The sequence below is a fragment of the Rossellomorea aquimaris genome (genome assembly GCF_020172085.1).
Classification (GTDB): Bacteria; Bacillota; Bacilli; order Bacillales; family Bacillaceae_B; genus Rossellomorea; species Rossellomorea aquimaris_E.
Genome location: NZ_JAIVAT010000003.1, coordinates 678,569 through 701,471, shown reverse-complemented (window position 1 = coordinate 701,471; position 22,903 = coordinate 678,569). Strand labels below are relative to the sequence as shown.

Annotated in this window: 31 protein-coding genes and 1 pseudogene; 4 read left to right on the top strand and 28 right to left on the bottom strand. The window is 38.5% G+C overall.

Features of this window, described 5'->3' with window-relative positions:
• Positions 1-18: 18 nt before the first annotated feature.
• The 11 genes and pseudogenes from comGF to LCL96_RS04270 form a co-directional block, all read right to left on the bottom strand.
• Positions 19-537, bottom strand: coding sequence for a competence type IV pilus minor pilin ComGF (comGF, locus tag LCL96_RS04320; RefSeq protein WP_224940214.1), 519 nt, complete (start codon positions 535-537; stop codon positions 19-21).
• Positions 449-763 (bottom strand): type II secretion system protein, encoded by a 315-nt coding sequence (locus LCL96_RS04315; protein ID WP_224940213.1) that lies wholly within the window; start codon positions 761-763, stop codon positions 449-451. The genes comGF and LCL96_RS04315 overlap by 89 nt, the downstream gene beginning before the upstream one ends.
• Positions 747-1,193, bottom strand: a complete 447-nt coding sequence (gene comGD, locus LCL96_RS04310; protein ID WP_224941289.1) for a competence type IV pilus minor pilin ComGD — start codon at positions 1,191-1,193, stop codon at positions 747-749. The genes LCL96_RS04315 and comGD overlap by 17 nt, the downstream gene beginning before the upstream one ends.
• Positions 1,189-1,497, bottom strand: a complete 309-nt coding sequence (gene comGC / locus LCL96_RS04305; protein WP_224940212.1) for a competence type IV pilus major pilin ComGC — start codon at positions 1,495-1,497, stop codon at positions 1,189-1,191. The genes comGD and comGC overlap by 5 nt, the downstream gene beginning before the upstream one ends.
• A 28-nt stretch (positions 1,498-1,525) precedes the next feature.
• The gene (comGB, locus tag LCL96_RS04300) at positions 1,526-2,581 is read right to left on the bottom strand and encodes a competence type IV pilus assembly protein ComGB (RefSeq protein ID WP_224940211.1); all 1,056 of its coding nucleotides are present in this window, start codon (positions 2,579-2,581) and stop codon (positions 1,526-1,528) included.
• A pseudogene (locus tag LCL96_RS04295) lies at positions 2,532-3,164 on the bottom strand (ATPase, T2SS/T4P/T4SS family); the annotation flags it as partial. The gene comGB and the pseudogene LCL96_RS04295, both read right to left, overlap by 50 nt.
• 22 nt (positions 3,165-3,186) lie before the next feature.
• Entirely contained in the window at positions 3,187-3,453 is a 267-nt protein-coding gene (locus LCL96_RS04290) for a hypothetical protein (RefSeq protein WP_224940210.1), read from the bottom strand.
• A complete protein-coding gene (locus LCL96_RS04285) occupies positions 3,450-4,079 on the bottom strand; it encodes a M23 family metallopeptidase (protein ID WP_224940209.1) in 630 nt (209 codons plus the stop codon). The genes LCL96_RS04290 and LCL96_RS04285 overlap by 4 nt, the downstream gene beginning before the upstream one ends.
• 132 nt (positions 4,080-4,211) lie before the next feature.
• Positions 4,212-4,616, bottom strand: a complete 405-nt coding sequence (locus LCL96_RS04280) for a hypothetical protein (protein ID WP_224940208.1) — start codon at positions 4,614-4,616, stop codon at positions 4,212-4,214.
• Positions 4,617-4,627: 11 nt separating this feature from the next.
• Entirely contained in the window at positions 4,628-5,209 is a 582-nt protein-coding gene (locus LCL96_RS04275; RefSeq protein ID WP_224940207.1) for a replication-relaxation family protein, read from the bottom strand.
• Positions 5,136-6,425 carry an FtsK/SpoIIIE domain-containing protein gene (locus LCL96_RS04270; RefSeq protein WP_224940206.1) on the bottom strand — a complete coding sequence of 430 codons (1,290 nt, stop codon included), beginning with the start codon at positions 6,423-6,425 and terminating at the stop codon, positions 5,136-5,138. The genes LCL96_RS04275 and LCL96_RS04270 overlap by 74 nt, the downstream gene beginning before the upstream one ends.
• A gap of 300 nt (positions 6,426-6,725) precedes the next feature.
• Between LCL96_RS04270 and LCL96_RS04265 the strand changes: the two genes are divergently transcribed.
• The 4 genes from LCL96_RS04265 (at position 6,726) to LCL96_RS04250 (ending at position 8,044) form a co-directional block, all read left to right on the top strand.
• On the top strand, positions 6,726-6,923 hold the full coding sequence (locus LCL96_RS04265) for a helix-turn-helix domain-containing protein (protein WP_224940205.1): 198 nt from the start codon (positions 6,726-6,728) through the stop codon (positions 6,921-6,923).
• On the top strand, positions 6,920-7,162 hold the full coding sequence (locus LCL96_RS04260) for a hypothetical protein (protein WP_224940204.1): 243 nt from the start codon (positions 6,920-6,922) through the stop codon (positions 7,160-7,162). Before LCL96_RS04265 ends, LCL96_RS04260 begins: the two co-directional genes overlap by 4 nt.
• A complete protein-coding gene (locus LCL96_RS04255; RefSeq protein WP_224940203.1) occupies positions 7,125-7,274 on the top strand; it encodes a hypothetical protein in 150 nt (49 codons plus the stop codon). The genes LCL96_RS04260 and LCL96_RS04255 overlap by 38 nt, the downstream gene beginning before the upstream one ends.
• 128 nt (positions 7,275-7,402) lie before the next feature.
• Positions 7,403-8,044: a DUF3862 domain-containing protein gene (locus LCL96_RS04250; protein ID WP_224940202.1), complete on the top strand. Its 642-nt coding sequence runs from the start codon at positions 7,403-7,405 to the stop codon at positions 8,042-8,044.
• Between the two features lie 535 nt (positions 8,045-8,579).
• Here LCL96_RS04250 and LCL96_RS04245 read toward each other — a convergent pair.
• The 17 genes from LCL96_RS04245 to LCL96_RS04170 form a co-directional block, all read right to left on the bottom strand.
• Positions 8,580-9,461, bottom strand: a complete 882-nt coding sequence (locus LCL96_RS04245; RefSeq protein ID WP_224940201.1) for an N-acetylmuramoyl-L-alanine amidase family protein — start codon at positions 9,459-9,461, stop codon at positions 8,580-8,582.
• A 46-nt stretch (positions 9,462-9,507) separates the two neighbouring features.
• Positions 9,508-9,744 carry a hypothetical protein gene (locus LCL96_RS04240; RefSeq protein ID WP_224940199.1) on the bottom strand — a complete coding sequence of 79 codons (237 nt, stop codon included), beginning with the start codon at positions 9,742-9,744 and terminating at the stop codon, positions 9,508-9,510.
• 15 nt (positions 9,745-9,759) lie between these two features.
• Positions 9,760-10,041 (bottom strand): hemolysin XhlA family protein, encoded by a 282-nt coding sequence (locus tag LCL96_RS04235; protein WP_412103518.1) that lies wholly within the window; start codon positions 10,039-10,041, stop codon positions 9,760-9,762.
• Between the two features lie 86 nt (positions 10,042-10,127).
• On the bottom strand, positions 10,128-10,505 hold the full coding sequence (locus LCL96_RS04230) for a hypothetical protein (RefSeq protein WP_224940196.1): 378 nt from the start codon (positions 10,503-10,505) through the stop codon (positions 10,128-10,130).
• Positions 10,506-10,647: 142 nt separating this feature from the next.
• Positions 10,648-10,860: a hypothetical protein gene (locus LCL96_RS04225; RefSeq protein ID WP_224940195.1), complete on the bottom strand. Its 213-nt coding sequence runs from the start codon at positions 10,858-10,860 to the stop codon at positions 10,648-10,650.
• A gap of 41 nt (positions 10,861-10,901) precedes the next feature.
• Positions 10,902-11,108, bottom strand: a complete 207-nt coding sequence (locus LCL96_RS04220) for a hypothetical protein (RefSeq protein WP_224940194.1) — start codon at positions 11,106-11,108, stop codon at positions 10,902-10,904.
• Between the two features lie 13 nt (positions 11,109-11,121).
• Complete coding sequence (locus LCL96_RS04215) at positions 11,122-14,937, bottom strand: phage tail spike protein (protein ID WP_224940193.1); 3,816 nt, start codon at positions 14,935-14,937, stop codon at positions 11,122-11,124.
• Positions 14,934-16,364: a distal tail protein Dit gene (locus tag LCL96_RS04210; RefSeq protein ID WP_224940191.1), complete on the bottom strand. Its 1,431-nt coding sequence runs from the start codon at positions 16,362-16,364 to the stop codon at positions 14,934-14,936. Before LCL96_RS04210 ends, LCL96_RS04215 begins: the two co-directional genes overlap by 4 nt.
• Entirely contained in the window at positions 16,364-19,861 is a 3,498-nt protein-coding gene (locus LCL96_RS04205; RefSeq protein ID WP_224940190.1) for a phage tail tape measure protein, read from the bottom strand. Before LCL96_RS04205 ends, LCL96_RS04210 begins: the two co-directional genes overlap by 1 nt.
• A 31-nt stretch (positions 19,862-19,892) precedes the next feature.
• A complete protein-coding gene (gpGT, locus tag LCL96_RS23680) occupies positions 19,893-20,018 on the bottom strand; it encodes a phage tail assembly chaperone GT (protein ID WP_412103517.1) in 126 nt (41 codons plus the stop codon).
• A gap of 62 nt (positions 20,019-20,080) precedes the next feature.
• Positions 20,081-20,428 (bottom strand): phage tail assembly chaperone G, encoded by a 348-nt coding sequence (gpG, locus tag LCL96_RS04200; RefSeq protein WP_224940189.1) that lies wholly within the window; start codon positions 20,426-20,428, stop codon positions 20,081-20,083.
• A gap of 82 nt (positions 20,429-20,510) precedes the next feature.
• Positions 20,511-21,116 (bottom strand): major tail protein, encoded by a 606-nt coding sequence (locus LCL96_RS04195; protein ID WP_224940188.1) that lies wholly within the window; start codon positions 21,114-21,116, stop codon positions 20,511-20,513.
• A 19-nt stretch (positions 21,117-21,135) separates the two neighbouring features.
• Positions 21,136-21,507 (bottom strand): DUF3168 domain-containing protein, encoded by a 372-nt coding sequence (locus LCL96_RS04190; RefSeq protein ID WP_224940187.1) that lies wholly within the window; start codon positions 21,505-21,507, stop codon positions 21,136-21,138.
• Positions 21,504-21,899 carry a hypothetical protein gene (locus tag LCL96_RS04185; RefSeq protein ID WP_224940186.1) on the bottom strand — a complete coding sequence of 132 codons (396 nt, stop codon included), beginning with the start codon at positions 21,897-21,899 and terminating at the stop codon, positions 21,504-21,506. Before LCL96_RS04185 ends, LCL96_RS04190 begins: the two co-directional genes overlap by 4 nt.
• On the bottom strand, positions 21,896-22,264 hold the full coding sequence (locus LCL96_RS04180) for a head-tail adaptor protein (protein ID WP_224940185.1): 369 nt from the start codon (positions 22,262-22,264) through the stop codon (positions 21,896-21,898). Before LCL96_RS04180 ends, LCL96_RS04185 begins: the two co-directional genes overlap by 4 nt.
• The gene (locus LCL96_RS04175; RefSeq protein ID WP_224940184.1) at positions 22,251-22,556 is read right to left on the bottom strand and encodes a phage gp6-like head-tail connector protein; all 306 of its coding nucleotides are present in this window, start codon (positions 22,554-22,556) and stop codon (positions 22,251-22,253) included. Before LCL96_RS04175 ends, LCL96_RS04180 begins: the two co-directional genes overlap by 14 nt.
• 5 nt (positions 22,557-22,561) lie before the next feature.
• The gene (locus tag LCL96_RS04170) at positions 22,562-22,885 is read right to left on the bottom strand and encodes a hypothetical protein (RefSeq protein ID WP_224940183.1); all 324 of its coding nucleotides are present in this window, start codon (positions 22,883-22,885) and stop codon (positions 22,562-22,564) included.
• Positions 22,886-22,903: the final 18 nt, after the last annotated feature.

The window sequence follows — 22,903 nt, the reverse complement described above, 5'->3', positions numbered from 1 at the left end:
AAGATAAACCCTTTATTGTTAAGGGGCGGTAGACCCACTGAATGCAGAAAAACAAAAGAAGTCCCCTTCCACTTTTTCACCACCTTCAAATTCCAAATCCAAATGCACGCCTCCTTGAATTGAAGCAAAAGCAAACTGACCCACTTCCTGTAGTACGATTTCATGCCCTCTATTGTTCACCCTCCTCCGTATAGACTGATCGTATTGTTCATATAGGATTGTGTCCCCGTCAATTACAAAAGAAATCTGCCCTGGCAGGACTTCTACTTGATCTGCCTTTTTTAACTCATTCCTTACACTTTCATTGAATAAATTCCATTCGTAATAACGGGGAGGTATCAACTCATTCTTAATCACTGAAAAGCCTTTCATGATAAGTGGAAGACTGAAGGAAATCATGCAAAACAAACTAAAGCTTAACAAGGAGTCGATCAATGTGAAGCCCGACTCATCCTTCCGACGACGATATGCATACCTCTTCCGTATCATAATGCACACATGCTTCACCATCTTCGCTACCTTTCCAAACAAGTTCATACCTGACCCCCTTATAGATTCTTGTATGGTCAACAAATTCCTGTGTAACGATTGCTTGCTCCACACCTTCCCGAAGGTATTTCAACGCCTCCACTTCACGCTGGAGCTTCTGAAGACCGGAAGCATAAAGCATGAGAAAGGGAATGAACATTCCGCAAATCATAAGGACACAACTAAATGCGACAAGTGTTTCAGGAAGTGAGAAACCTTTAGTATTCTTGTACATAAAATCTCCCTTGCCCAATTTGGAAAATCAAATGCATGGTGATATCTCCCATTTGAAAATTCACCCTGCCAAACCGGCTTGTATTTCCATTAGGATAAAATGTGATCTCTTCAAGGCTATTGTTGGAGATCATTTGAATCCCCACTGGAAGATCCCTTGATACGATCGTTTGTCTCTCTCCCGTTTTGGCAACATACTTGTTGGTAAACGGATAAAACGTAAGGAAAATCGGTGTTTGATGATGGATACTGTAGCTTTGAATCTGGTAGAGGTCCGATTCGAGTTGAGAAATGAAGAGGTCCTTTTCAATGTGGCTTTTTAAAGGAAGAACGGAAAAACCCACCCACGAGAGAAGGATTGTGAAAATGAATAAGACGATGAGCATTTCAATGAGGGTGTATCCTGCTTCCTCAGTTCTATATACATTAATTAGAAGTCACCACCTTCCCTTCCGTATTAATGGTAATGATACTTCCATCAGGGCATGCTTTGTATTCATCGTTAAGATACCCGTCGGCAACAAGAGAATCAATGGTCACAGGGTCCGTATTTCCGTCCATTTTATATGCTTCAATCTGTCCCTCTACCATATGAATGAATGCCTCACACCCCTTGGAATTGATGGAGTTACTTTGATTTGTCACATTAGGGATTGTAATGAATAGCAAAACGGAAATGACCAGCAAAACGATCATCATTTCGATTAGGGTAAAACCTTTCTCATTATTGAGCATATTTCCCCTCCTGTTTTTCGAATTTTTTCTAAATTCCCTGCATCATTTGAAAGAGCGGTAACATAATCGAGAAATATATTGCCATGATGAATAGACCGACAAACGTAAAGATAGCAGGTTGGATAAACTTAAGCCATGCGTTTGTTTTTTCCTCTAATTCCTGAAAGCAAATATCACTATAAACTTTAAGTTCTTCTGCCAATCTTCCATTCGTTTGACCGTGATGGACAACGAAATTCAGTTCATCCTGAAAAAAAGGCAGAGATGCAAAACACTCATGAAAAGGAACCCCAGCTTTTAGTCGTTTGACGCAATGGTTCGAAATATACTGTAATGTCGGTCGGAATGATTGACTTTCGATAATGAGAAGGGATTCTGTAATGGATACCCCGTTTGAAAGCAGGAAGCTTAATTCCCTTGAAAAAAAGTAGGAGTGTCCAAGCTTCATGTATGAGGAGGTGAACGGAAGCCTGCTTAATACAAGAGAAAGTCTTACAGGGGAAATCTTCTTCTTAAAAACGTAATAGAGAATGGTAAGGAAAAGGAGGAACAGTAAACCTGCGGTGAATATGACCGGGAAGTTTTCAATAAAGTGTAAAAGATACGTAAGTTTTGCTGAGGGTTCATAGCCCATTGAGGAATAAAGGGATTGAAATCTTGGAAATAACACCTTACGAAGCAACACCATCATCATCACGGAAAAGAATATCAGCATTAACGGGTATTGAAAGACCTTTTGCAATTGCTGCTGATTCTTTCTTCTTTTGATAAGGTAACTTCCAGCTTCTGAAAGGGTGTGGCCCATTTGTCCATGATGCTCGGCGAAAAAAATTTGTGCACTGACATGATCAGGAATGTTCAAATATTTATTCATCACAGATGAAATCGACTCACCCTTGTGCAATGATCCGACCAATCTCTTTTTTAATTTAATGATTTTCTTTTCTTTTGGGAGTAAAAGAAAATCAATGGCTTCTGTAAAAGTATATCCTTTTTGAAGAAGGTCCCCGAGCCTCTTTAAGAACTTTCCCTGCTCATCGTTTTTCTTCGTGAACCCATTTCCTATATTCATGTTCTGAAACATAACCGAGTGCCACCCCCTTACGAATCAAGACCTGCAATGTTCGGTACTGGTGTTGGACCCTCTCCCCCCTCGCTTCCTTCAGTACTTCCTTAAGCGCACTGCCAGTAATGATTTCATAGACAGATGCCCTGTTCCGCCTATCCCCTCTAATACATTGACCGCCACACTCTTTTTGGCAGACAGGGCAAACGAGTTTCAGCAGTCTCTGAGCAGACACAGCGAGCAGCGTCTGTTCAATATCATGCCACTCGATCCCTAATTCCATTAAGCGATAAATCGCGCCCTTTGCATCTCTTGTATGCATGGTTGAAATCACCAAATGGCCTGTAAGGCTTGCCCTTATTGCAATCTCAGCCGTCTCCCGGTCCCTGATCTCTCCCACCATGATAATGTCTGGGTCGTGCCGCAGAATCGCTTTTAATCCAGTGGAATACGTAATCCCGGCTTTTTCATTCACCTGAATTTGTACCATTTCATCATGCTGTTTCTCCACGGGATCCTCCAGGGTGATCACATTACGGTTCAAGACGACGGAACAGTGATGAACAAGTGAATACAGCGTAGTCGTTTTGCCGCTGCCTGTGGAGAGTGTACTGTAAATACAATTAATTTATGCCATCATGTTTCGCTATTTGATGGCTTTTTATATGCTTATTAATCACCTTTCTATTCTTCCACACGAAATCAGAGTTCATTTCCAGTTCTCGAATGTCCTCAAACAAATCATTCTTCCTGTGGAAGGTACAGCTGCCATCATCATATTGCATAAGTGTTATGCCATCCAGTTGAATATAGTGTTTAAATCCATCCCATTTAGCGTAGTCTGCGAAGTAAACCAAGAAGTGTGCAGCATCAATCTTTTTTCTTATCATAATATCGCCAAACCTCCCAATATAAACGTGATGATTACACCCCATTTAGCGAACGAACGACTGAACATATTGCAAAGACCAAAGACACCAAGACTAACCACTGCCAGGAGAGGAAATGCGCTAATGTAATCCGTAACAAAATGTTCAATCCTATTACCAAACGTTTTTTCATAAATCCACCCCCATACAGTCGGATAATCGTTGTTTGTTACATTTCCGTTATATAAGAACCGATCCCACGCACTTCCTGCATACTCTCCTACTTTGTCAGCTAGGGGAGTAGGGTCGATAAAGTGACCGTTCTCCTTTAAACCGAAATGAAGATGTTCGGCTGTTGAGAATCCAGTGTTCCCTGAAAGTCCCAACGTTTGACCTTCTGTAATCTTCTGCCCTTTCTCTACAAAGATTTTACTCATGTGTCCATATATGCCTGTGGTCCCATCTTCAAACCGAACCAAAACCCCTTTACCTATATTTTCACTGCCATAGTCCACTACTTTTTCTACGACCCCATCAAATACACTTCTTAATGGAGTCCCTTCCTCAATTCCGAAGTCTATACCTGTGTGTCCTTTTGGATGTAAATAATCAACTTCTCCATATCTCCCTGTGATCCGTACTTTCATTTCATTTCACTTCACCTTCACGAATGAATTCCTTGAAATTATAAATCGTTACTATTTTCTCATGATTATTTTTGTGGAGATTCTTAGCCCAAAACCCACAAGCAACCAACAATAATATCTCTGTAGACATAATTAGAACCCTTTCATAATATCGACTAGGATATTTAGTAACATTGGCATGAGGTTTACTAGGATAACTCCTAATCCTGCGTTACTCATGAGGGTAAACCCTTTCTCCTTTTGGCTAATAAGGACCATAATGGCCCCGAATAGTACCACGATACTTGCTACTGGATAGGCTAAAGCTTGAATTAGGTTGGTGATGGGCTCGAAGGCAGTCAACATCTTGTCGTATATCTGATCCTTAGTCATGGCTACAACTGGAGAAGCTTCATAAGTGGCTGCGTGTGCGTGTATAGTGGTTAGTGGAAATACAGTGAGAGGTAAGAATGCACCGAATTTAGTAACGTTCCAAGCGACTGACGGGGTTTCCTTGCGATTCATAAACTCTTTGATACTCATACGTTCTGTTTTCATGTAATCTCCTCCTAGATGTAATCATGAGCCAATGACACGTTTACATTCAATCCCTGGCTTAACTCTAATAATTGTTTCTGTCTATTGTGTGTGGTTGTGATCCAGTGGAACTTAATCACCTTTCCTGTGAGCTTTACAATCTCTCTATATTTTTCAATCTTTCTTTTGTTTTCCATCATTTTTTGAGTGTGATCTACTTCAATAATGTGGATGGTATCTTTAACCTCATAAATTGCATCACAAACAATTTGAATATCTTTTACTTTTAATTTAATTTCGTTTTTCCATGTGGCCGGGCAACCTAGTGAAATATACAGTGTGTTCCTCATGAGATAATGATTCACCTGAGCGGTTTTCTTACATACCTTCTGAGTCTTAACAAGCTCCCTGCCCTTCTTATTTAGGTAATAGATGTTCTCTCCATGACGAAATGATGAAAGGTATTCAGACATATCCTTGAGTACTCTATTAGCGTTCCTGGTGCTTTTCAATCGATGAATCTTCTGGATCTGGCTTCTACTAAGATAATCGAGTTTCTTCAAGCTCAAGAGAATGTTTTCGTGCCTTTGTTGTTTGAGAAGTTCTTTGTTCATCATGGTCCTCCTTTCTTGGTCTAATTGTTATATGTGGCTCTATAATTGATTTAATGGCTCTATCATCAATGTAAGGAGTTTGCACCTCAATGAGGTTTAACTCTTTAAATAAGGCTCTCCCTTCAATTGGAGGCAATGATTCGGCACCGGCTTGATCCAGGGCAACATTAGAAGCTGTAGCCGTATCCAGTACAAAAGAAAGCCGGCCCATGCATTGCCTTTTTATTTGAGAGCTGACTACCTGAGAAGTTGGATATTGAGTCGCGAAGATCAACTTGATACCACTGGCTCTTCCCTTCCTAGCGATATCAGTTAGATAACCCTGGCATTCATCATCATCTGCCAGGTCGGCACCTTCATCCACAATGACGAAGTGACGTTCTTTTATCCCTGCTTCCTTTACGTTTGAGAAGCTGTTTGCCTTTAGGTAAGCATTTATCTTACTCATCTTCTCCACTGTCTTTTTCAAAGCGTCTCGTGCCTCTCCTGAAGTTTCAGCGAATGCCTCTACCTGTTGCAAATTTCTATACCGGTTAAACTCAAGGCCATCCTTTAAATCAATTAGCGTGAACTTGACATGTTCAGGGTGATTTTTAAGAAGTGTATTTATGCTGCTATTAATCCATGTGGACTTTCCATAACCCGGGGTCCCGGACACAATCATGTTATAGGTCCGCTCAAAATCTACAAGAATCCTTTTTCCGGTTCTATCTTTACCCACTACCACTTTCCATCCTTTAATTTTCTGAGTTGTTGCTTCCTCAAATGTGTAATTTTTAGTCAACGGTTCGTTGTAAACCCGAAACTTCAACATACCATCAAATTTAATTTCCACTTCTTTTTTTAATGTTCTCTTCTTATAAAGCAGATTTTTCACTTGATCAATAATATCCCGCTGTAAACTTAGATCTTTTAAATCCTTAAATGAAATATCCAATGTTGTTTTTTTGATATTTAATCCATCTTGAAAATTATCCAACTTCTCCTTGAACTGTTTATAAGAAAGTCCATGAGGCATTTGGTAAACATACTCACTCCATTCTCGATTTCCTCTCCTTCGATGAATCCTGATTTCTTTTCCATCTCTTGAAACTAATCCACAGTTCTTTGCGATAAGTTGAATTTTCTTATGATCGTTACCAGTTGCATTCTTAAATAAATAACTAAATCCATAAATCCCTCCACCTACCAAAGATGTTGCAATTTCAACTATCAAAGACACCACCCCTTTCAGATATTTCTTTAGAAATAAGTCCCTGTCATCTGGTATAAAATAAGACAAGATTTATAGTTATTGTTATCATGTTTTAAATGTGCTTTTATTAATTCCAGGAAGGTATTTTATTCGGTACTACCAAAAGGAAGGATTAAAGATTATGCCTGATTAACTGCTTTGGTATTTCATTTGGTATATTCCTAATCTATGGATTACCGGAAAAATATTGTCTGTCCATACGAAATATATTTCAGAAGGGTTTGTACTTTTTTTGTGGAATAGTTTTAATAGGTGATGAATATGGAGAGTCAGATTGAATATCTAATTAAGAAAAGTGGGCTGAGGAAAGATTACATAGCAGATAAGTTAGGGATTTCGACGCGACAACTGCGTAATTATGAAAAGCAGATTGGATATCCTCCAATAGATAAAGCTTACATATTAGCTGATATATTAGGTGTGAAAGTCGATGATCTATACAGGAGGGATAAAGAGTGAATTTCGATATGAAATTACATATAAGCATTGAGGACACCGGTATACTCCGTTTTAATCGATTCAGCTGCAGAAGAGATAAGTTGCCTGAACTTGCTTCTAAGTGGAAATACCAAGTGTGGAGAGAACATGGTTGCCGAGAGATGCTTGTTGAAAAGATCCTGGTTAATGAAGATGAAGATATTAAAGAAGAGGTGAAAGAGTATGAAGAAGACATGGGAAGAGGTCACCTCCCGTTTTAAGGAGATGGGGTTAGATCCGGATAAGGTTTATGATGCGGTGTGTACAATCAATGAAATGTCAAAAATTATAAAAGAAGAAGAAAAGATCCCTGTTCTTAAAGAAATAGAATAAGGGATTTTTTCAATATTAAATTTGAATTAATTAAGTAAATTTAACCAAATCTCTAATTATATTGAACTATTTCCATATTAGTGTAAAATATAAAAATGTAATTATATAACATTAATGGGGGTAATTTCATGAAAAAGTTTTTCAAGTTTGGTTGCTTGGGATTCGTAGCACTTATAGTGTTAGGAATTCTGTCTGCAGCATTGTTCGGTGGGGACGAAGGAGATGAAAAAGCTTCAACGGAACCAAAACAAGAAGAAACGGCGACGACTAAAGACACTTCAAAATCAGATTCTAAAGAGAAGAAAGGTGTTTTGACAGAGGAAAAATTCAAACAGATTAAAGACGGCATGACGTACGAAGAAGTTGTCAAAATTGTTGGTTCTGAAGGTTCTTTAATGTCTGAGACAGGTGAAAAAGACTCGGAGTTTCATACCGTTATCTATGAATTTAAAACAGATGGTTTTCTTTCCAATGCTAACATGACTTTCCAAGGTGGAAAGCTTGTAAACAAAGCCCAGTTTGGTATGGGCAGTTCTGATGTAAAAGTGACACTTGAGCAATTTAACAAAATTGAAAACGGTATGACACTTGAGGAAGTAATTGATATCGTAGGTGGAGAAGGAGAAATCATCTCTGAGACAGGAGAAGAAGGAACAGATCTTCACACTGTTATGTACTCTTACCAAGGTAAAGGAAGCCTCGGGGCTAATGTATCTCTGATGTTCCAAGGGAACAAACTTCAAAATAAATCTCAAGCTGGATTGGAATAAAAAAAGGACCCTTGGGGTCCTTTTTTAAATAATATCCACTTTTCATAATTATCAAGGTTGCGACTGAGATTATTGAAAGTAGAAGTTGGTTACTAATGTGTATACTAGGTTCTGACAAATCAGGGATTTAATTAATACAGATTTCTTTGGCTGTTTCTTTTTTTAATATAGTCGGTACTATCTTTTTCTTTCTCGAAACTTCCGTGAATTAGGGTATCGTAAATCCTTGAGATAAGAATAGCTCCTAATGAAAGAGGCATGGATCCAATAAAGATTGCAACGGCATAAATAAACTTATACTGTAAGTAGTCGACACTTAGAATATATAAAGAAAATATTAAAGCGCAAGCGAAAGTGACGTAACCTGAGTATTTTAATAAAGCTGAAATCAAAAAAACATCTCCCTTTTAACTATATTCTTTTACCTTACTATAGTATATATAGGGAGATGTTTCCATATTTATTCAGAAATGATGATGTTCCTCATATGAATATTCCTGACACAGACAAAAAGCCTTTTTAGAAGGCTTTTTTATTATAAGGCTTTCTTCACTTCCCCGTAGGTAGTTAAACGGTCCGGCCCAGCAAGTAATGTGACTTTATCAGCTTGCACTCCATCTTTGTTCCCACCTACAACGTAGATATGCTTTACTTTATTTTGACTTTTTTTATAGGCGTTCTTGCTTGGATAAATACTGCACCCTAACTTTTCTGCTAACAATTCGGCTGCAGGATAATCGTTTACTGAGTTGATAATAATCGCGTTTTCCACTTCTTTTTCCTCCTTTGGTTTTTGCTGTGTTGTTGCTTCACCTTTGTATTTAATTCCTAAATACTCAAGAATAGCCTTAGAGTCGGCTACAGCGCATTTCTGCCTGTATGAATTGGAATACTTTCCGAAGATGTTTTCAAAATCTGATTTACTGGTCATGAAACCATGTTCAATTAAGACCCCTGGAAGATTTACTTTAGCTAACTCTCTTGTGATGTGAAGGTTCGTCCAAGAATTAAGCATGGAATAATGTCTTCCGTTACCATGAGTCTTAATCCCATCTGCCTTCATATGCTTTACGACTAAATCAGCCATGCGGTTGGAATTAGTTGCATTCTCCCAGGCAAACACACATATCCCTTCAACACTAGAAGCACCGGCATTAGCATGAATGGATATAAACATATTAGGTATTATCCTTTTCGCTAAGTTTGTTCTTGAAGTAAGACTGACATCTTTTGAATAGGGGTTTTGGCTAAACACCACTTTAACCCCGTGTGTCTTTAAGATCTTCTCAATGCGCAAGGCCACATCTGAATTAAAGTCATGCTCCTCGTAAACTTTCCCTCCTACTTTAACCCCTTTCCCTCCGCCATTTTCATATGTGTCCGTTCCGTGCCCAGGATCTAAAATTACTGTTGGCATTTGATTTTCTCCTTTCAAATTAAAAGAGCCACCTGAAAGGCAGCTCTTATTTCTTCATCATTTTTTGTTTTTTGAGGGCATTCTCTTTTAATCGATCTCTCACATGAGTGTTTTTCCAAACGGCGTATAGGTTTACAACAAAGGTAACGGCAGCTGCTGCCATAAACACAAAAGCATCAATGCTTGTCTGGTTGAACCAATCCAAGCTAACCCCTATTGTGCCAAGAAATAAAAATACAGAAGTTAAAAAACCTCCGAGCAATGTAAAAATGTCTTTTTTCATGTAAAAATCTCCCTTCTATTTCTGAATAAATCCATAAAAAATAGCAATCGCTCCTCCAATAATTCCAGAGCTAATTGCCGTTATGATCGCGCCTGTTATTTTCCGTTTAATCCAAGTTGTATTTTCGTCAATCTTATTGAGTGTCTTATTAAGTGTGGTGATCTGTTCCTCATGTTTTGTAGTCGTGTTTTTCAATTCACTGACTTCTTTTTCGAGAATTTTAATGTCGCTCTTCATTTCCACAATATCTTTTTCGTAATGATTCATTTCATGATGTCCCTCCACCGTAATTGACATGGTCATTGCCCCCTTCTCTATTTATCATGAGTGGGATCACCTCCTTAAGAAAAAAAGCCTTAAAGGCTTTTTTTAGGCATAATGAATTATTGATTTAAATTATTATATGGATTTCCATCAGGGTTACTTCTTATATAAGGCTCGACGTAAGTACCATCACTCCTATAATAACCATCTACTTGATGCGTACCTGGATTGTTATTGCTATCTGCACCTGGCCCCCATTCAGAAGGTGTATTATCGTAGTAGCCTTCATCATCATTCCCAAAAGAAAAGATCGCTCCAAACATACCTATAATACTGATAATTAGAATTCCGAAGCATCCGATACTTCCGATAACACCACCAACATTCGTAACTATTTTACCAGCATCAGTCTTACCTGATTTCTCAAGCTTTTCGGCTATCAATCCCAACATCGATATTAATAAAAAAACTCCAATTATAGAAAAAACTATTTTCATCAAACTTCTCCTTCGTAGGTCTAATTTACCAGTATTGTATAATAGTCCAAAGGGTAATTTTGTCGAAAATTGTTGCATTATTAATAATAATTTATTTTTTTGGTTACTATAATCCATTTTCAAATATAAATAATTTTTTCCATTATGCCTGCAGTCGCTCAATGACTCTTGCTTTGATAATACTTGCCAGTGCTGCCACACTCTCATTACCTGCGTACTCTTCAGCTGTAAGAGGAATGTTCCCGTTCATGTTGATTGAATTGTCTGGCTCATTGGCGATAAAATACACATGTGCTGCTTCTACTTGTCCCTCGTCTGAATATTTAATTTGGACATTTGAAATTCGAATGTTCATTGAAATCTCTCCTTTGATTTTTGAGTAAAATAAAAAAGCCTTTACTTAGGCTCCTCGACTACTTGCTTATTCACTTGCGCTTCCAGTTCTGCAATACGACTTTTTAATTGACTGTTTTGTTCTGTCAGCTGTTGGGTTTGGGATGTTTTTTCTATTGCCATTGCCTCATAAATTGCTTTTTCTTCCGCAAACTTTCCCACTGTTTCCTTTAGGCTTTTCAACACTAAATCAATATTTTGGTTATCCAATTCATTAACCCCCTTATCTATATCCTATAAGCATGATGTATACTTTCACGGTATGACCTCCGGTAGTATATTGAAAATGAGGTGAGATTCGGATCTTCGTGCTCATGATATCTCCCCCACCATAAACTCGAGCACTGTCATTTTCATATGAATACCATTCTTTGGCCACCGCTTGGCAGAAGACTCCCTTGACTTCTGGAATGGCTACTTTTACATAGTTGGTAATATTCAAGGTTTTTTCGAGATAGAATCCTGGAGAATGGATCCCGGATGGAACTGTGAATGTGATTTCCTGTAAATACATTTTTCCATACGACGCGACTACTGGATAAGATAAGTTTCCATCGTACATACTTGGCAATGTGCTTTCTGAATCAAATATTTCACGGTCGTTGATAGAAACGGATTCACCATCAATCTTTAAGGTGTTGTTTCCATCTGTAGAGACAATCGAACCTGCAAATTTTGCATTCTGCCCGAAGATTGCTCCATCGAATTGAATCTTGGATGCTGCGATTTTAATGACTTCAGATGTTTGACTGATTGCAGACATAACCCCATTTTTCGAAACCTTTTGTTCAATCAGTCCTGCCTGTTGTGTGATGGTGGATTCAGCAGTCGATACACGACCACTTAGGGCGTTGAATGATGTTTGCTCCACTTTAGATTGGATTTGGTTTGAGAGCTGCGTGATGGACGATTCAGCCGATGTAACTCTTCCTGATACAATATTAATCTGTTCTTGTGTATCTTCTGGAGCTGGTGTCCATGCCGAAGATTTTGTACCCTCTTCAATTTTAAACTCACATATATCTAGATAAAAGCTGTCCACGATACCATCAGGTAGGGTAGACTGCATGGGTGAAAATCTAATAACATTAATATTACTAATGGCAGTATCTATTTGAGAAGTGAAACTAATTCTTTTCCATTCAGTGCTAACCTGCGTCGTTTTACCATCTCCAGACAGTGGTATTTTTCCTAAATCAGTATCCATGTAGTGCATTGTAGAGAAAGACACATTATGACTAGCTCTAACTAGAAAGGAGAAGGTGATGGATTTACCCTTCATGTCCTGAGTAATTTTAGATGGTGTAATGCCATTGTATAAGCTTATAACACGAGGATTAACAGTCGTGTTAGTCCTTTTTACCCTATAGAACTCTCTACCTCCCTCGCTTTGAAAAACACAGCTTATAGGATAGCTAGAACTGTTGTTAGATTGTGGTACTATAGTTCTACTGTCTTTAAGTAGGTTTCTTCCACCTATTTCTAAATTATCAAACTCTGTCTTTGATACCTTACTTGCGATTTGCCCAGCTTGGACAATAAGGCTTGACTCAGCATTAGACACTCGACCTGCCAGTGAATCAACTGAAGATTGAGAAGCTTTTAATCCAATCGCAGTAGTATTTTGCGTAATAGTAGTCTCTGCACTACTCATGCGTCCTGATATCCCGTCAATTTGCCCTTGTGTATCTTCGGGTGCCGGAGTCCAACTGGTTGATTTATTCCCCTTTTCTATTTTCATGTTTCTTATTATCGTGGTTCCGACAATATTAGAGAACCCTAGGTGCATGTTAATAGTACTGTCCTTTTTCCAAATCATTGTTACAGATAATTGAATAAACCCCGTTCCCATATTGCCTTTCAAAGTAGGGTAATATGACATTGTAGGTTTAACATAAACTTTAGGGTTTTTCTTGTGGTCTGGGGATTTCATTTCAAATGAAACCGTTACTTCTTCACCATCAACAAAGTAATCTTCTACTGAACTCCATTCGGTACCACTGAAGTAAAAAGCACAATAATTCCCATTGTCAGGCTGTGAAAAAATTTGCAGATAACCTTCTGGAGTGAATGTCGGTATGACACCAGGCGCGTTCCCATTAAGCTTAAATTTAGTAGAATTAGGTACATAGTTGCGACCGCCTATCTGCAACTTCTCAAATTCAGTTTGCGAAACTTTACTCTCAATCAGACCAACTTGAACCGTAAGAGAAGACTCTGTACTTGACACTCTACCTTTCAAAGTATCCAAATCAGACTGTGATGCTTTTAATTGAACTTGCTGACTGTTCTGCTTAATTAAAGTATTCGCTTGGCTGATCTGAGTCTCTAATGAAGATACCTTTTGATTATAGGTTGTTTGAGATACCTTCGATGTTAAACCCTGCTCGGTTTGATTAATCCTGCTATCGTGGTTTGTCAGCTGCGTAACAATTCCGTCCTGATCGGTGGTATATTCCGTGTTAGATACTTTACTATCCAGTTGATTATTTACCTCAGTCTTGGTGTATGTGTTATCTTTATCAGCCTTCGAAACCAATTGACCATTTACATATTCAAGTTCAGCTTTATCGGCAATATCTTGCTGTAAAATAGCAAGATCATTATCATAAAGAAGTTTTGAAACCTTCTTGGTTAGGGCATCCTCTATATCCTGTACCTTTTGGGTGTAAATTGATTTATCGACTGCATAAGTTTTGGTGTATTGCTTTGCGTTTTCTTGAGCAGTTTGGGCAACTTGGTCAGAGTAGTAAGTTCCATCTTGATAGGTTGCTTGGTCTTTGATATCGATCTCTTCTTGAGTATAAGAACCGACCTCGCTTGCCTCTGTTGGAGTGATTTTCTCCCATTTACCTGTGCTGGCATTCCAAGTATGTGCAACATACACTTTTCCACCTGTCTGAATCCAAATTATATTCATTTTACCTTCAGGAGGATCGGGTGCTTTAATGACCTTCGTTGCATAAAGAGCCTGCAAGTCCTTCCAAACACGGAAAACATCTTCTTTCTTATACTCGATGACTTCCCCAAGTTTGTAGGTTTTCTTGGATTTATCAAAGATAGATCGGTCAACAAAAATAACCCTAGAATCTAAATACATAGGGTGAACGAACTTTTCGTCTTTAATTTTGGCTGTATCACCTAATCGAACTTTTTCATGACTGTAACCCAATATGTGATCTAATGCTGCACCTTCTACTTCGTATTCGACAGCAGCCGTAATCCTTTTCTTGAGCTCAGTATTTCCTAATTGAGTTAGTCTTTCTTCAGTCATGTCTCGGTCTTGTGATTCAGGTTCATACAACTCAATTAAATGTTGCCCTTGTTGATTCCAGTTTTGGTAAGCATCATCATCAGTCACTGTAACTCTTAAACGGGTACCATCTTCTCGTTCAGGTCCTAAACAAATTAGGGCAGTAACGATACGGTTGTAATTTACTCTTTTTCTAATGCCGAATAAATCTTTCCCAGCTACAATTTCCTTTCCACGATCCATACCAACTCTTTTGACAATATCAACATACCTGGCTACCACTTCACTTCCGGTTACAACAACACGAAAGCGTAATTCACAATCAAAAAGAGATGCAACTGCTTTTAAAGCGTCATAAGCATTGATGTCCTTTTCAATTGTCCATTTTCGGATACCGCTATATTCAACAATACCAATCTCCCATGGTAAACCCTCAAGAATGAATTTACCTGCATTTTCAGCAGTTTGTCCCTCCAATATTTGAGGAGGGATCCATTTTAGCTTTTTTAATTCTATGAAAGAACCAATTGATTTCACTTCTACAGAGTTAGAACCGGTATATTCCTCTGATTGCTCTACAATAAACTCACGATAGTCACCATCTTCAGAAGGAATAATAATCCTTCTCTTCTCTGATAACTTTTCTACCCCTTTTTCTGTAAAGGGGACTGTGAAATCAAAGGTCTCTTCGTTTGTAATCGAGAGTTGGTGACTATCCACTGTAACATTTGAAATCCATCCTACAATTTTATCGGTTTGATGATGGAGGAGGTGGATCATACTCATTTGTAAGCATCCCTCCAATCAACTTTCAACTCGGCAATAGCATCTGAAGGATTAACAACAAATGCATTGTCCCCTTTTTTCAAATGGAAAAAGCGAGCACCAAAGTCTTTTTTGGTAAACTCTTCTCCATTCTTTTTAATTGCAGAACTGGCCATATTGAATTCGAATACATCACCAACATCTCCGATATATGGGACACCTTTAGACTGTTGATTAATTTTAGAAGCTTCAACTAATCTGATTCTTGCTTTTGTAGGAGTAGGAGAGCTTCCGTGTGTCCCAATATGCATTCCAATTGCAGCTAAATCTGCTTGAAATTCATTGTTCAAATCATTAAAGGGAAACTCTTCTTTATGTTTTGTATAGTTAGAACCATCACCATTTATTCCTTGTTGGGATATAGACATAACAAATTTTTGCCCTTCCTTCATTATGTCCATATACCCGAAGAAGTCTGAGTACTTCCAATCCTTAGACACAATATACTTACTGTTTTGGCCGTTTCTTAGGTTGATTTCAACATCTACACCGCCAGTTGATTTCCTTAGCACCACAGCAATTTTTCCAATCACTTCACTGGATGAATTCAACAAATATATTTCGGTTCTTGCTCGTTGTTTCGAATCATTTCCAACATTAAAATATGCCCGAACTAGATAATCCGAAGCTACTTGAGAAGTGGATCTCGATAGTGTTGGTCCATGCCAGGATGCTCCTGATCCAAAGTCATTAACGTAGTAGTCATATCCATCTGCAAGCATGGTTCCGGAATTAGTGCCTCCATCAGGAGAAAATAACGCGCTCGACCAACCTGTCATATTTTCTCCATTGCCAGTCAGTAACCTTGTATACTTGTTAAATGGCGTCTCATCTACAGAAACAGGTTGGCCGATTCGCATATAGTCTTCATCCCCGATAATATCTAAAAACGAAGTAGGCTTGGATAATACGAATCGGAATGAAGGTGGTGTACTTTCTGTTCCATTGTTTCTTAAGAGTATTGGAGAGGTGAAATTAGTATATAGATTTCCGTGGTACTCACCGTACTTATTGGGATCTGCGCATATAAATGTAATCGTACCCTTACCAAACCTAGCCATATCTTCAATGTCCAAGGAACCATCCACTACGGCATAGTAGATTCTGTCAGGTTCGTCATCGAATATAAGAGGCTTTGAATCGCTTGTTATTAACCAATCTGCAAGATCTTCTTCTAACCGTCTAACATCGTATCTGTCTTTCCCGTTTATGGTAATCGGCTGTTCAATCACTCTAATGTCCCGTGTGGTGGATTCAATAAGAGCACCTGGTCTATGAGGCACGTAAAGTAAGTTGCGTTTAATAGGGGCAAAGGCTGACCGTCTCTTTCCCATTTCGCAAATGACATATTCTTTTTTGATACCATCAAAGGAAAATGAAAACAACATTAGTATGCCTCCCCTCTAAAACTCTGAGTTCTGCCATTATTAAAATTCATGATATCTTGCATAGGCTTAGAGAGTATTTGTGCAAGAGTCCGAAAGTCAATCGTTCCTGTAGAATTTTCTTTCTCCAAAATCCTCATGAGGATCTGATTCTGTTTGAGAGTAGCTTCTAATAATAATTTTATTGTGTCTTGACTGCCTCCCTCAGAAACGGAAGGTAGTTGACTTGGCCTCTTATTCCCTGAAATATCTTGACCGGCTAAAGCCAAAAGTTTCATTGCGTCTGTCCTACGAACTGGATCAGTTGGTATTACCCATTCTGGCCACCCACCCTCAGCTAGTTCATAAAATCCGCTTGAATTGATTAGACCGCCAGTAGCAAAACGTCTAGCGTCTGTGTCTTTAGCTGTTGAAGTAGGTACATTCCAATTCTTCAATATTTTCTCTGATTCAGGATTTGGAATAACTTTAGATCCTTTTGGGAGATGAATTAATTCAGGTCCTTCTTCTCCAACCCAAGTTAATCCCCCACGCCAGTTTTTCGTTCCTTTAGCGTTTCGACCTATTCCAAGAAGGTTTACACCGACATTTATGGTACTTGCAATAAGACTATCCAGCGTATTAAGTAGTGTTAATTTCACACCCTTAGTTGCCCGTTTTTCAGCATCACGTTGTATTTTTTTGTTGTCTCCATTATCGCTAACGTTTACGTTTTTACGTGCGCCTCTTTCCGCGTCTCGCTGAAGTCTTGCAGCTCCACCTTTGTCATCAATATTCACTTCTTTAATGTGGTCTTTGTCGAGGATCGTATTGAGATTTCCACCTTTTTCAATTTGCCTAAGTAACTCATTAGTCACTTCACCTTGTTCACTCTTTATGTCAACAATTCTTCCGCGACTGTCACGTAAGACTGATATTTGCTCATTCAATTTATTGTTTTGTTCTTGATATTCCGCATTTGTTAATTGACCATTTCTGTAATTGGCATCTAATGTTGATTTTTCTTGAGAAAGTTTGTTTATCTTTGAATCGATTAGACTAATTGCTTCGGAAGATTTCCCATTAATGTCAATCATCTTAAGTTCTTGTTCTACTAACTGATCATAAATTTTTGATTCTTCCGAGACACGGCTTTTTAAGCCTCCCAATCTTTGCTGTTCAATTACAAAACCATCATAGAGCCTATCGATCTCACTTTGCATATTATTGGCTTTTTCTTTATACGCATCTTGCTCACGTTTATAATGCTCCGCCCTAGCAATATCGCCATTAGATTCAGCTTCTTGGATGAGCTCTTCTAATTCTTTTGCTTGCTGTCTCAAAGTGGCTTGTTCTAAAAGTTTTTCATTGTGTTTTTCAATAGTGGCATTAAGCTTCGCTTGTGTTTCTAAATAATTGTCTGCAGCTTCTTTTATGCTGTCATACGCCTTATCTTTTTCGATTTGGAGTTGATTATTTATGAATTCCCTTTGTTTGTCTAAGGCAGGTTTTAAATCTTCGCTTAAATCAATAAATGCGTTTCCGTATTCGGAAACTTTTGCGACGGTTTGCGGAGCATTTTCCCTTATATTTTTATCTAATGATAAGAATTCACTTAACTCATCATTGGTCAATCCTGACTTTATTTGGAGAGCATCCATTTTATTTTTATAGCTCTCTATTGCTTTGGGATCTGAAGATAATTTTATTTTGTCTTGTAAATCAAGATAATTAGCAAGCTCGTAGTTGTTCAATTCAATTTTATCTCGAAGACTTTCATACCTATCTACTGAATTTTCAAGTTCTTTCTGCTTATTGATTAAAGTATCGGTATGTTTTATATCAACTTCATTAGCCTTTTCTACAGCTTCTTTAATCCCGATAAAAGCAGCTGTACCCAAAACCAAGGCTCCAGTAACCAAACCAACAGGTCCAGGGATTTTGGTTAATACTCCAGTAAGGCCAGTACCTTTACCGAGCATTGACACTAATGGAGATACGGTTTTAAATAATGCTCCAGCACCGGTACTCATGGCACCTATTGCAATCAAGGCCGGACCGGTTGCCGCTGCTAATCCAGCAAATTGAATTGCTGCAGTTTTGGATTCATCGGATAAAGATTCAAACCAATTGACACCGTCTTCAACTTTGTCTGTCAAATCTTCCAATATTGGAACAAGGTTCGCTTCAACGACTTTCCAAAGATCCGCACCGGCAATTTTTAATTTCTGAACAGCAACCTGAAATTTTTGAGCTCCTTTTTGAGTACTATCGAAAGTTTGATCAACGATTCCTTCTGAACTTTGAAGTGTTTTTAATAGTTCCTCAAACTCAAACCTTCCACCTTGAATAGCATCTGCTAAATCTGGTCCTGCTTTTGCTCCAAACGCTTCAATAGCCAACGACGTTGCTTTAGCTATGTTAGGTGCTTTTTCGATTTCTTTTAATGTTTTCTTAAATTCTTCCCTGGCATCTTTTCCATCTTTACCCCACCTAGAGATAGCCTGTTTTAAACCTGACATGGCTATTTCGGCATTAACACCAGCCTTTTCCCAACTTGCAAATAGGGCTACACTTTCTTCCATCTCCATTCCTAAAGCTCGCATAGGAGCTCCGTATTTGGTAATAGATTCGAGTAGCTTATCTGCACTAACTCCGGTGACTTGTGCTGACGAAGCCACAATGTCCAATACTCGAGCATAATCTTCAGCTTCAATACCGGCATCGCCCATCGCTCTTGCCACTAATTGCACACCTTGTTTCGCTTCAACACCTGTGATGTCAGCGAATTTCAAAAACTTTTCAGTTGCTTTCTCAAGAGCCTTATCTGTAAATGCGAAACGAGTATTAACTTCTCCTAATACATCTCCAAGCACGGCAGACTCTACTGGGAACTTCCCGTACACATTCTTAAATGAGGTCTTTAATCCCTCAAGGGCTTCTCCAGTCGCACCGGTAGCTTTAATGACATTATCAAGTCCTTCTTCCACCTCATAAAAAGCGCGATTTGCCGCAAAAGCCGCTGCTGTTAAAGGAGCAGTTACTCCAATGGACATCTTTTTCCCTATACCTGTTAATTGTGTACCTGTTCGTTCTAATCTTTGTCCAAGTTGAGTCATTCCTGATGTCGTATTTCTTTGTTGTTCTTGCAAGTCATTTAGTTCTCTTGTAGTTCTTTGTACAGACCTCTCTAAGTTGTTTAAGGTTGCGACTTGGTTGTTATACTCCTTTGCAGCCTTTTCAGCTTCTTTAGAGCCTTCTCCATGCTCTTTGACCATTTTTTGATATGACTTATATGCCTTATCTGTAATGGATTTTTGCACTTCGAGCTTTTTGTTTAACCCTTGCAACGTGGTTTGGTACTTACCAATTGATTTATCTCCTCGATCAAAGGCAGAAAGATTCGCTTTAATTTCAGAATTGACCAATCGCATTTTCGAACGTAAATCGGTCAGTCCGTTATTTATTTTAAGGGTGTCTAAGTCTAATCCTATCGACAATCCTTCGATTTTTTCGGTCACGTATTATCCCCCCTTCTTTAGAAGATTTTAATCATCCACCAAATGCAGCAATTAAAGATCTAGCTTTATGCTCACTTGTGCTTTTTTCTTTTAACAAATCAATTAAAAAATGGTAAGGCATATTTAAAACTTCGTTAATGTCCTTACCATTTTCCATTAAATTTCGGATGAGTTTATCTAAATACTCTTTTTGTTTAGCGAAAGAAAAGTCCTCATCCCTTAACGTTTCTTCGCCAGGAAGTTTTTTGTTTCTTCCGTTTGCATCCCTTGGGTAACGAAAAGGAGTTGTTCCCATAACAAAGTACTGGCATCCGGACCATGAAGTCCGTTGAATAGTTCATCTTTTGTGAATTGCCCCTTATAGACCTTATTTGCTACAAAATCCAGCAATTTATCAATAATGTCTTTTTCACTTTGATTCTTGTCACTTAGATCTGATGCTAGGTCAATGGCTTCATACACCACTGATAGAGGAATGAAAATAGGGGTAAGGTATCTTTCAGAGACTAACTCGCCTTCTTTAACTTCTTTCACAATCTCGATCATATTTCTTTTTAATTCTGCCATGTGTTTTCTCCCCTTTATATAATAAAAAAGCAGGCCGTAGCCCGCTTTTTAGATTTATAACAAAACTTCCATCTAGATAAAATTATACTTCTGGAGTAGCAGTTGGATATGCTGCTCCAAACACTGCTTGGAATAAAGCGTCACGTTGAGTAGCGTTTCCACTTTCATCAAAGCCAAATACAACGGACTTTTCTTTTTCGAAACCTGTTACATCACGATCCATAAACTCAGCAGAAATTTGTTCTCCTTGGAACTGAGTTTCCCCCTGTTTGGTTTGACCGTTAATGGATGGACGTAGGAAAATACCTTTAGTTAGGCCAACCCATTCTTTACTTCCGTCCTCTGCTGTCTTAGCAAATACACAAGCTACGTAAGGTGGCGAATCTTCACTTCCATATGAATGAAGCCCTTCTGCTGTAGACTCTAAGCCGAGTAGAACTTTTTTATCTTCGATCGGCAGCTTATGAAATCCTCCGGTTACTGTAATATTCCCTGCTGCTACTGCAATTTCGGCAGTTTTATTATCTCCATAAGCTCTTACCGCCGTTTGTGGCATTTCAACGGTGATATTTTGAAGGAATTCAACTCTTTCTACTGACCCGGTGATAACAGCAGCTTTAGTTTCATCTAAGACTGCATAATAAAATTCATCTACACCGGTTGTTGCTTTGTAGTTTTTTTCGGCCATAGATTAGCCCTCCTTTTGACTATTCAACGTATTCTTTTCCTTTGTATCTCCTGGCAACACGATAAATTGATAAATCTGAATCATATTCATCTACTCCGGTGCTTAATTCAGAAAATCCAAGTATTTTCCACATAACATTTCTTACTTGCTTCGCGCATGTGGTGGTGTCTTCAAGACTTTTTGACCATACCTCTATTTGGAACAAATATGAGTCTGTTAACCATTTATTATCTGCGAAATCCCCAGCCAGTGGAGGTGAAAGGGGATCAATAATGATATACGGACCGGTTACATCGCCTGAAGCTGGGTACTCATAAAATTTAATTCGTCCATTTACCATTGTATTAATAACTGGGTCTGCAAGGAGCGCGTTATATATCTTGTAGATCATTTAATCCCCTCCACGACTGCTTGCCTGATTGCTTTACGATAAGCATTTTCTGCATTGACCATAACGCGAGCAATCGCACCTTTACCTCGAGGATTAGGATTTTTGATTGTTCCGAATTCATTTAAATGTATAATCCGATAACGACCATGGGGCCCTTTCCAATGGACCTTAACTGTTCTTACATCTCCGTCCCAAGTTGGGTAGGAGAAAGCGATCTCTTCTATGGACGCTCCCGTGTCTTTGAATGATGCAAACTCACTTTTTAAGTGTTTGATAAATACATTTGCGCCTCTTATGAGAGCCTCATCGCTAATCCTTTGCACATTCGCCTTGCCGTAACGATTTTCTAATTCAGCAAGAAGTTTATCCAAACCTGATACATTTACACTCATTCTACTAACCTCGCAATCACGTTAATAAAAGAATGACTCTGTAGGTCAGGCTGTACATGCTTAACGTTATATCTCCTGTCCTGGTATTCAGGAGCATCAATAGAAATATAGTGTTTATTATTGGGAATGAAATCTGCAAGTGGATCTCTGATGGTAATCGTTAAGTCAGAAAGGGTACCGTTTGATTTTGCTATTTCCATATCTTTCAGCCAAACCGTATCAATCTTTGCCCAGGCTTTATATTCAATCTCTGTTTCTTTTTCTCCTGGTAATGGTCCGTCATTAGCCCCATATTTATAAAAGGTGATCGGTGTTCTTAAATCCCCGCTTTTTACTCGCGGGGATTTGTATTTAAACGGTTGCATTTTCATCACCTTCTTTTAATGCGATGGAAAGCCCGAGACTGTTTAGTTCACTTGAAAAATTATCTTCAAAGTATTCAATTGCATCGTTGTAAAGATATCTGGTACGCTCCAATACTAATTCTCTTGCCCGGATATCTATATCGGTTGTGCCTTCAACGACGAACTCTCCGCAGTTACTTCTTATGGCCACAATAGAAAAGGACAACAGTTCTTTTAAATTGTCGTCCTCACTTGAGTGGGTGATGTGCATTTTGTCCTTAAACTTCTTTAGGAGCTCATCCGTGATGTTCACTTACATCACTCCTTGTCTTCTTTCTCCGCTTTCGCTTCTTCTAACTTAGTTCTCAACTTCTCCAGGCCTGTGTTTGGATGGAATGAAACCCCTAGAGACTCTAGTTCAGCTTTAATCTCATCTTTTTCCTTTTCTTCATCATTTTCAGGATTCGATTCCTCGATTACTTCAATGAAAATACGCTTATATTTCGGGTGGACCGCGGATAATTCTTCTATCCGTTCTACTGTAGGTTTGTATCCCTCTCTTGGGTAGGGTTTCCCTGCCTTATATTTCTTCTTGTTATCTTTAAGATCAGTGAAATCATTTACAACTTTATACTTTCTCATCAATTACTAAGCTCCTTT